This window comes from Kribbella sp. NPDC004875 (assembly GCF_042873375.1).
Classification (GTDB): domain Bacteria; phylum Actinomycetota; class Actinomycetes; order Propionibacteriales; family Kribbellaceae; genus Kribbella.
The window spans coordinates 1,830,041-1,838,445 of sequence record NZ_JBIALI010000001.1 but is presented as its reverse complement, the minus strand read 5'-3'; the positions used below and the strand labels follow the sequence as shown (position 1 = coordinate 1,838,445).

General features: G+C 68.4%; 7 protein-coding genes. 3 read left to right on the top strand and 4 right to left on the bottom strand.

What is annotated here, in order from left to right:
- Positions 1–156: 156 nt before the first annotated feature.
- The 4 genes from ACFYRH_RS08915 to ACFYRH_RS08900 form a co-directional block, all read right to left on the bottom strand.
- A complete protein-coding gene (locus tag ACFYRH_RS08915; RefSeq protein ID WP_387770407.1) occupies positions 157–2,700 on the bottom strand; it encodes an ATP-dependent Clp protease ATP-binding subunit in 2,544 nt (847 codons plus the stop codon).
- A 339-nt stretch (positions 2,701–3,039) separates the two neighbouring features.
- A complete protein-coding gene (locus ACFYRH_RS08910; protein ID WP_387770404.1) occupies positions 3,040–3,369 on the bottom strand; it encodes an Lsr2 family protein in 330 nt (109 codons plus the stop codon).
- Between the two features lie 222 nt (positions 3,370–3,591).
- Complete coding sequence (gene lysS, locus ACFYRH_RS08905; RefSeq protein ID WP_387770401.1) at positions 3,592–5,112, bottom strand: lysine--tRNA ligase; 1,521 nt, start codon at positions 5,110–5,112, stop codon at positions 3,592–3,594.
- A gap of 10 nt (positions 5,113–5,122) precedes the next feature.
- On the bottom strand, positions 5,123–6,334 hold the full coding sequence (locus tag ACFYRH_RS08900) for an MFS transporter (protein WP_387770398.1): 1,212 nt from the start codon (positions 6,332–6,334) through the stop codon (positions 5,123–5,125).
- Positions 6,335–6,390: 56 nt separating this feature from the next.
- Between ACFYRH_RS08900 and ACFYRH_RS08895 the strand changes: the two genes are divergently transcribed.
- From ACFYRH_RS08895 to ACFYRH_RS08885, 3 genes are all read left to right on the top strand, one after another.
- The gene (locus ACFYRH_RS08895) at positions 6,391–6,954 is read left to right on the top strand and encodes an ArsR/SmtB family transcription factor (protein ID WP_387770395.1); all 564 of its coding nucleotides are present in this window, start codon (positions 6,391–6,393) and stop codon (positions 6,952–6,954) included.
- A gap of 74 nt (positions 6,955–7,028) precedes the next feature.
- On the top strand, positions 7,029–7,475 hold the full coding sequence (locus ACFYRH_RS08890; RefSeq protein WP_387770392.1) for an NfeD family protein: 447 nt from the start codon (positions 7,029–7,031) through the stop codon (positions 7,473–7,475).
- A complete protein-coding gene (locus ACFYRH_RS08885) occupies positions 7,463–8,371 on the top strand; it encodes an SPFH domain-containing protein (protein ID WP_387770389.1) in 909 nt (302 codons plus the stop codon). Before ACFYRH_RS08890 ends, ACFYRH_RS08885 begins: the two co-directional genes overlap by 13 nt.
- The last annotated feature ends 34 nt before the right edge of the window (positions 8,372–8,405 follow it).

The following is an 8,405-nucleotide window of genomic DNA, read 5'->3' as shown; positions in this document are numbered from 1 at the left end:
CCCCGGCGGGGGGGGGCCCCCCCCCCCCCGGGGGGGGGCCCGGGGGCCCCCCCGGGGGGGCCCCCCCCCCCCCCGGGGGGGGCCCCCCCCCCGGGGGGGGGGGGGGCCCCCCACCACTGGGTTACTGGGTGTTCGTCTCCGGGCCTGCCTGCAGGGTTAGGAGTCCTGCAGGCCGCTGCCGGGGGTGCCGCCGGCGGCGAGGTCGGTGAGCTCCAGGTCGGAGGTCGTCGACTTCTGGTTGCCGGTGAAGGTGAAGTACTCGGCCAGGCCGTCGTCGTTCACCGTGCCCTCGGGGGCCGCGTCCACCAGGACGATCTGGCCGGGGCGCAGTTCCCCGAACAGGATCTTCTCGGCGAGCACGTCCTCGACGTCGCGCTGCAGGGCGCGGCGCAGCGGGCGGGCACCCAGGACCGGGTCGAAGCCACGCTCGGCCACCAGCTTCTTGGCCGCCGGGGTGAGCTCGATGCCCATGTCCTTGTCCTTCAGGCGCTGCTCGATCTGGGCGACCATCAGGTCCACGATCCGGACGATGTCGTCCATCGTGTGCTGGTGGAAGACCACGATCTCGTCGACGCGGTTCAGGAACTCGGGACGGAAGTGCTGCTTGAGCTCCTCCGTGACCTTGCCCTTCATCTTCTCGTACGAGCCGCCGGTGTCGTTCGCCTGCGCGAACCCGAGGCTCACCGCCCTGGCGATGTCCTTGGTACCGAGGTTCGTGGTCATGATGATGACGGTGTTCTTGAAGTCGACCACGCGGCCCTGGGCGTCGGTCAGGCGACCTTCGTCCAGGATCTGCAGCAGCGAGTTGAAGATGTCCGGGTGGGCCTTCTCCACCTCGTCGAACAGCACCACGCTGAACGGCTTGCGGCGGACCTTCTCGGTCAGCTGGCCACCCTCTTCGTAGCCGACGTACCCAGGAGGCGAGCCGAACAGCCGGGAGGCCGTGTGCTTCTCCGAGTACTCCGACATGTCGAGGCTGATCAGCGCGTTCTCGTCGCCGAACAGGAACTCGGTCAGCGCCTTGGACAGCTCGGTCTTACCGACACCGGACGGGCCGGCGAAGATGAACGAGCCGCTCGGGCGCCGCGGGTCCTTCAGGCCCGCACGCGTACGCCGGATCGACCGGGACAGCGCCTTCACGGCGTCCTCCTGACCGATGTAGCGCTTGTGCAGCTCCTTCTCCATGTCCAGCAGCCGCGAGGACTCCTCCTCGGTCAGCTTGAACACCGGGATGCCGGTCGCGGTGCTGAGCACCTCGGCGATCAGCTCCTCGTCGACCTCGGCGACGACGTCCATGTCGCCGGCCTTCCACTGCTTCTCACGCTCGGACTTCGCGTTGATCAGCTTCTTCTCGTCGTCCCGCAGCCGCGCGGCGCGCTCGAAGTCCTGCGCGTCGATCGCCGACTCCTTCTCCCGGCGGACGGTCGCGATCTTCTCGTCGAACTCCCGCAGGTCCGGCGGAGCCGTCATCCGGCGGATCCGCAGCCGGGCCCCGGCCTCGTCGATCAGGTCGATCGCCTTGTCCGGCAGGAACCGGTCGGAGATGTACCGGTCGGCCATCTGGGCGGCGTTCACCAGCGCGGCGTCGGTGATCGTCACCCGGTGGTGTGCCTCGTACCGGTCGCGGAGGCCCTTGAGGATCTCGATCGTGTGCGCGATCGAGGGCTCGGCCACCTGGATCGGCTGGAACCGGCGCTCCAGGGCGGCGTCCTTCTCGACGTACTTGCGGTACTCGTCGAGGGTGGTGGCGCCGATGGTCTGCAGCTCGCCGCGGGCCAGCATCGGCTTCAGGATGCTCGCGGCGTCGATCGCGCCCTCGGCGGCGCCGGCCCCGACGAGGGTGTGGATCTCGTCGATGAACAGCACGATGTCGCCGCGGGTGCGGATCTCCTTGAGCACCTTCTTCAGGCGTTCCTCGAAGTCACCGCGGTAGCGCGAACCGGCCACCAGGGCGCCCAGGTCGAGGGAGTAGATCTGCTTGTCCTTCAGCGTCTCCGGGACGTCACCACGGACGATCTGCTGGGCCAGACCTTCCACGATGGCGGTCTTGCCGACGCCCGGCTCACCGATCAGGACAGGGTTGTTCTTGGTACGGCGGGACAGCACCTGCATGACCCGCTCGATCTCGGTCTCGCGCCCGATCACCGGGTCGAGCTTCGCCTCACGAGCGGACTGGGTGTAGTTCCGGCCGAACTGGTCGAGCACCAGAGAGCTGCTCGGCGCACCCTCGGTGGGCGCACCGGCGGTGGTCGTCTCCTTGCCCTGGTACCCGCTCAGCAGCTGGATCACCTGCTGCCGGACCTTGTTCAGGTCCGCACCGAGCTTGACCAGGACCTGCGCGGCGACACCCTCACCCTCACGGATGAGGCCGAGCAGGATGTGCTCGGTGCCGATGTAGTTGTGGCCCAGCTGCAGGGCCTCGCGCAGGGAGAGCTCCAGCACCTTCTTGGCGCGGGGGGTGAACGGGATGTGCCCGCTCGGAGCCTGCTGCCCCTGGCCGATGATCTCCTCGACCTGGGAACGTACGGCCTCGAGCGAGATACCCAGGCTCTCGAGAGCCTTGGCGGCGACCCCTTCACCCTCGTGGATCAGGCCGAGCAGAATGTGCTCGGTCCCGATGTAGTTGTGGCTGAGCATCCTGGCCTCTTCCTGAGCCAGGACGACTACCCGACGGGCGCGGTCCGTAAATCGTTCAAACATCGCCAAAGCGCTCCTTGCCTCAGAGGAGTCGGACGTGCCGTGTAGGCCGACCCCCGTACATGCATGCTAGTCCCCGGGGCCGACAGGCTCGCTCTCGGCGAACACCCGATCACGCTCCCACCGTCCACCCGGGCGGCATCACAAGGGAACAACCGCACAGATCACCAGCGTGTTCCCGCGTGACCGGGATGCGACAGCATGTTCGCCACCAGCGAATTCGCCGAACTACCTGTCAGGTCAGTCATCAGGCCCGACACGCCCGGTCCCACTCTGTGAAACAACCGGAATGCGGACGGTCCCGGCGCCGATATGGGCGCCGGGACCGTCGACAGCTGGAAATTACTTGGCGTCGTTGTACGCCGCCCGCACCTCGGCGGAGATCCGGCCGCGCTCGCTGACCTCGTACCCGTTCTCCTTGGCCCAGGCCCGGATGTCGGCGGAGTCCGACGCGGACCGGCCACGGCCGCGGGCCCGGCCCGCGGCACCCCGGCGACCGGAGACCCGGCGGGCGGAGCCGACGTAGGCAGCCAGGGCGTCGCGCAGTTTGGCGGCATTCTTCTTGGACAGGTCGATCTCGTACGTCGTTCCGTCCAGTCCGAAGGTGACGGTCTCGTCGGCCTTTCCGCCGTCGAGATCGTCCTCGAGAACCACCTGCACCCTTTGCGCCATCGATGACAACCTTTCCGCGCCCGCCATCGGGCACAATCCCCCTGCCGAATTGTTAGCACCTGATTTGTACCGCACAAACCGGCTTCGTGTCATTCATCAACACCGCGAAGTCGTCGTGACTTTGAGTATTCATCCGATCCACATCCGGCCGGACCGGAATGAATTCGACCCCGGATTTTCCGGACCGGTCCGTTGTGCTATGCAACTACCGGCGCAAGGAAATCACTCCGGCCGGAGCAACGGGAAGAGAATCGTCTCCCGGATACCGGTCCCGGTGAGCAACATCACCAACCGGTCCAGGCCCATCCCCATGCCGCCGGCCGGCGGCATCCCGAATTCCATCGCACGCAGGAAGTCCTCGTCGAGTTCCATCGCCTCCGGGTCACCGGCCGCGGCCTGCACCGACTGCGCCTCCAGGCGATCGCGCTGGATGACCGGGTCGTTCAGCTCGGAGTACGCGGTCCCGAGTTCGACCCCGTTGAAGAACAGGTCCCAGGCCTCGACCAGTCCGGGAATTTCCCGGTGCGGCTTCGCCAGCGGCCGCGCCGACTCCGGATAGTCGCGGACAAAGGTGGGCTGGATCAGGTTGTGCTCGCAGAGCTTCTCGAACAAGTCCACGGCGATCTCGCCGGCATTCCGGCCGGGCTGCAGCTCGACCTCGTGCTGGTCGGCCAACTTCAGCAGCGTCGGCAGGTCGGTGGTCACGTCGACGTGCTCGCCGACCGCTTCGGAGAGCAGCCCGAAAAGCGTCGCGTGCTGGAACGGCCGCGTCACGTCGATGGTCGATCCGTCGCGCCCGGTGACCGTGGTCCGGCCGATCGCGCGACCGGCGTTCCGGATCAGCTCCTGGATGAGCTCGGCCATCGTGTCGTAATCGCCGTACGCCTGATAGGCCTCGATCATCGAGAATTCCGCCGAGTGGGTGGAGTCCAGTCCCTCGTTACGGAACGTCCGGCCGATCTCGTAGACCCGGTCGACGCCGCCGATCATCGCCCGCTTGAGGTCGAGCTCGAGCGCGATCCGCAGCTTCATCTCCTGGTCGAACGCGTTCAGGTGCGTCGAGAACGGGCGCGCCGCGGCGCCACCGTTGGTGAGCTGCAGCACCGGCGTCTCCACCTCGACGAAGCCGTGCTCGTCGTACGTCGCGCGCAGCGCCTTGAGGACGGCCGCCTTGGCGCGGACCATCTCGCGCGCCTCGGGGCGCACGATCAGGTCGACGTACCGCATCCGGACGCGCGCCTCTTCGCTCAGCGGCTTGTGCTCGTTCGGCAGCGGGCGGAGCGTCTTGGCGGCCATCTGCCACGCCGTCACCTGCACCGACAGCTCACCGCGACGGCTGGTGATCACCTCGCCCTGCACGGCGAGCAGGTCGCCGATGTCGACGAGTTGCTTGAACCGGGCCAGCTCCTCCTCGCCCAGGTCGGCCAGCGACAGCATCACCTGCAGTTCGGTGCCGTCGCCCTCACGCAGCCGGACGAAGCACAGCTTCCCGGTGTTGCGCAGGAAGATCACCCGGCCGACCACCGAGACCTGCTCACCGGTCCGCGTGTCGGGCTCCAGGTCCTGCGCGTCGTACTTGTCCCGCAGGTCCTTCAGCAAGTGGGTCCGCGGCACCGAGATCGGGTACGGCTGCACTCCTTCCGCCAGCAGGCGGTCACGCTTCTCCCGGCGGACCCGCATCTGCTCGGGCAGGTCGTCCTGCCCGCTGTCGGGGTTCACCGGGTCCACGTGTGCATCAGTCATGACCCAAAGGCTAGTGACTGACTGCCTCGAGCTCCGAATCCTTTGTTCGTACGACGAGGACTCCGGCGACCGCGGCCGCCACCGCGCACGCCACTCCGCAGACCACGAAGGTCCCTCGCGGACCGAGAAGCGCACCCGCCACACCACCCAGCAGCAGAGCCAGAATGCTGAACGACCGGACGGTCCCATTGAGAGCTGCAATGACCCGTCCGCGGACACTCTCGGCGGACCTGGTGACCACCAGTGAGCTGGTCGCGGCGTTCAGCATCCCGCTGCCCAACCCGATCGTGGTCGCGCCGACCATCAGCGTGACGAAGTTGCCGGCCAGCCCCATCAGCACGCACGAGCCCCCGATCGCCGCCATCCCGGCGACGACTCCCCCGGACCGCGCCCGATCGCTGTGCAGCCGTCCGCTGTACCAGGCACCGGCGATCGCTCCCGCTCCGGTCGCCGCTCCCGCAGCGCCGTACAGGCCCGGGCCGAGACCGAGTTCACCGGTGATCAGGAACACCTCGACCACGTTGACCGCCTCACCGACCACGACGAACAGCCAGAGCGCCGGCACCAGGATCCGCAGGACGTCGTCACCGAAGATCGCCCGCAGACCGGCCATCACCCCGCCCTGCTCCGCTCCGGTCCCCTTCTCCGGCGTACGGCGGGTTCGCACCAGCCGCGCGACGATCACCAGGACCAGGAACGTGGACGCGTCCACCAGCAACGCCCCGCGGCTACCGGACCAGCCGACCAGCACGCCGCCGGCCGCGGAGCCCGCCAGCGTGGCGACGCCGATCAGCGCCTGACTGGTCCCGGTGGCGCGGCCGATCGACTCCTCCCCGACGATCCGCGGGATCAGCGCACCCCACGCGGGACCGGCCACGGCCTGACCGACCTGAAGCACACACACCAGCACCAGCGTGTGCACCAGGTCGCTCACGAACGCCAGCCCGGCACCGGCCGCGACCTGCAGCAGCCCGGACCAGACCAGGACCGTCCGCGAGTCGTACCCGTCCACGATCCGCCCGGCGAACGGGATCATCGCGACCGTCGGTACGGCGAACGCGAGCAGCAGCGCCGTGACCGCGGCCGGACCGTGGCCTTCGGAGACCCGCAGCATCAGCGCGATCAGCGCGATGGAGTCCCCCGCGTACGACAACGCCCGGGCGGGCAGCACCAGCCGGACGTCCCGGTGCGACCAGATCGAAGTCTGAAGGGTTTGCTTCATAGTTGTGAAGTAAACACTTCAGATTCCGGGCCGTCAAGCAGTAAGGTGACGGCGTGGTGAAGCAGAAGAGAGTGGAGATCTCGGACCCGCGGGCGATCCGGGCGCTGGCACATCCGGCCCGGCAGCGGATCATCGACGAGCTCTACAGCGGTCGTGTGCTGACGGCGACCGAGTGCGCGGAGCTGGCCGGCCTGACTCCGTCGGCGACCAGCTATCACCTGCGCGCGCTCGAGCGCTGGGGCATCATCGAACGCGCCGAGGCCTCCGGCGACGGGCGCGAGCGTCCGTGGCGGGCGCTCGGGACCGGTCTGACGATCTCCTCGCAGTCCGAGGGCTCCGGCCGGCTGGCCAGTCAGGCGATGATGCGGGCGAACGTCGACCGGTTGATGGAGCAGTTCGAGGAGCTCCCGGCGGACGACCCGTGGGACGCGATCAGCAGCTTCAACCGCACCCGGCTGTGGCTGACCCACGACGAGGCGACCGAGCTGACCCGCCGGATGGCAGACCTCATCGACGAGTACCGCAAGGGCCGGACGGCGACGTCGCATCCGGACGGTACCCGGGCGGTCACGACCCTGGCGGCCTTCGTACCGACGGGGGCGCCGCCACAAGGCGGCTGAACCGTTAGCTACCGGAGGGCGTATCCAGGAGTACCTTCGAAGTGAGAGGTACTTTCCGCCGCCGGGTGGTTGCCATGCAGTCCTGGGTCCTGTGGTTGATCGTCGCCGCTGTCCTCGGCTCGGCCGAGTTGCTGACAGCGACCTTCGACCTGCTGCTGCTCGCCATCGCCGCGCTCGCCGCGGCCGGGACCGCCGCGCTCGGGCTCGGCATCGGCTTCCAGGTGCTCGCGTTCGCGATCACCGCTGCCGCGATGGTGACGCTGGTCCGGCCGGTCGCGCGCCGGCACCTGACCGGGCACCCGAAGCTGCGCACCGGGGTCGCCGCCCTGATCGGGCGGGAGGCCGTGGTGCTGGCCGCCTGCGACCGGGACGCCGGCCGGGTCCGGATCGGCGGCGAGGAGTGGAGCGCCCGCTCCTACGACCCCGACCTGCAGATCCCCGCGGGCACCCGGGTCGACGTCTTCGCGATCGAAGGGGCCACCGCCCTCGTACACCCCCAGGAGGAACCATGGCCGAACTGATCGTCGGACTGGTCGTCGCAATCCTCGCAATCGTCCTGGTACTGCGGACCGTCCGGATCGTGCCGCAGGCGCGGGCGAGCAACGTCGAGCGCCTCGGCCGGTACCTGCGCACGCTGGAGCCCGGACTGAACGTGGTGATCCCGTTCGTCGACCGGCCCCGGCATCTGATCGACCTGCGCGAGCAGGTGGTCTCGTTCGAGCCGCGGTCCGTGATCACCGAGGACAACCTGGTCGTCCACATCGACACGGTGCTGTACTTCCAGGTCACCGATCCGCGCGCGGCGGCGTACGAGATCTTCGACTACATCCAGGCGATCGAGCAGCTCACCGTGACCACGCTGCGGAACGTCATCGGGTCGCTGGACCTCGAGAAGGTGCTGACCTCGCGTGAGCACATCAACTCGACGCTGCGCGGCGTACTCGACGAAGCCTCCGGCAAGTGGGGCATCCGGGTGAACCGGGTCGAGCTGAAGGGCATCGAGCCACCGGCCTCGATCAAGGAGTCGATGGAGAAGCAGATGCGGGCCGAGCGGGAGAAGCGGGCCGCGATCCTGGCCGCGGAGGGTCAGCGGCAGTCCCGGATCCTCACCGCGGAGGGCGAGCGGCAGGCCGCGATCCTGCGTGCCGAGGGCCAGGCGAAGGCGATCGACACCGTGTTCGACGCGATCCACCGCAACGACCCGGACCCGAAGCTGCTCGCGTACCAGTACCTGCAGATGCTGCCCGAACTCGCCAAGAGCCCCGGCAACACGTTCTGGGTGATCCCGTCCGAGGTCACCGCCGCGTTGCAGAACGTCACCAAGGCGTTCACCGGGGAGACACAGAACCCGGCACCGGCCGAGACCCCGAAGATCCCGTCGGGGAACGGTCACAACCCTGAGATTCCCCGGAGATAGTTGCCCCCTCACCAAATCGGTTGTCCCACGATGT

What these genes read in the sequence shown, in the direction of transcription:
- ACFYRH_RS08915 (WP_387770407.1), bottom strand. Translation starts at nt 2,700, where the DNA reads ATGTTTGAACGATTTACGGACCGCGCCCGTCGGGTAGTCGTCCTGGCT.
- ACFYRH_RS08910 (WP_387770404.1), bottom strand. Translation starts at nt 3,369, where the DNA reads ATGGCGCAAAGGGTGCAGGTGGTTCTCGAGGACGATCTCGACGGCGGA.
- lysS (WP_387770401.1), bottom strand. Translation starts at nt 5,112, where the DNA reads ATGACTGATGCACACGTGGACCCGGTGAACCCCGACAGCGGGCAGGAC.
- ACFYRH_RS08900 (WP_387770398.1), bottom strand. Translation starts at nt 6,334, where the DNA reads ATGAAGCAAACCCTTCAGACTTCGATCTGGTCGCACCGGGACGTCCGG.
- ACFYRH_RS08890 (WP_387770392.1), top strand. Translation starts at nt 7,029, where the DNA reads ATGCAGTCCTGGGTCCTGTGGTTGATCGTCGCCGCTGTCCTCGGCTCG.
- ACFYRH_RS08885 (WP_387770389.1), top strand. Translation starts at nt 7,463, where the DNA reads ATGGCCGAACTGATCGTCGGACTGGTCGTCGCAATCCTCGCAATCGTC.